A 391-nucleotide genomic window follows, 5' to 3' on the forward strand; every position below is an offset into this window, starting at 1 on the left:
CCGGGGACGGGGTTTGTGGAGTTGGTGTTGCAGGCGGGGTTGTGGTTGGGGTGTGGGGTGGTTGAGGAGTTGACTTTGGAGGGGCCGTTGGTGCTTCCGGAGCGGGGTGGGGTTGAGGTTCAGGTTTCGGTGGGTGGTGTGGATGAGGTGGGGTGTCGGTCGGTGTCGGTGTTTTCGTGTCGTGGGGGTGAGTGGGTTCGGCATGCGGTGGGTGTGCTTGGGGTGGGGGATGGTGTGGTGCCGGGTGTGGGGGTGTGGCCGCCGGTGGGTGCGGAGCGGGTTGGGGTGGCGGGGGTTTATGAGGTTTTGGCGGAGCGGGGGTATGTGTATGGGCCGGTGTTCCAGGGGTTGCGGGATGCCTGGCGCCGGGGAGACGAAATCTTCGTCGAGG

The 391-nt window shown here is 66.0% G+C and carries 1 protein-coding gene; it reads left to right on the forward strand.

The genetic code is table 11. The features are described from left to right. Positions 1-15 precede the first annotated feature (15 nt). Positions 16-391 (forward strand): polyketide synthase dehydratase domain-containing protein (locus NP777_RS47305; protein ID WP_256656388.1); only part of this gene is annotated, 376 nt, incomplete at its 3' end.

This window comes from Streptomyces rugosispiralis, from assembly GCF_024505145.1.
GTDB lineage: Bacteria > Actinomycetota > Actinomycetes > Streptomycetales > Streptomycetaceae > Streptomyces > Streptomyces rugosispiralis.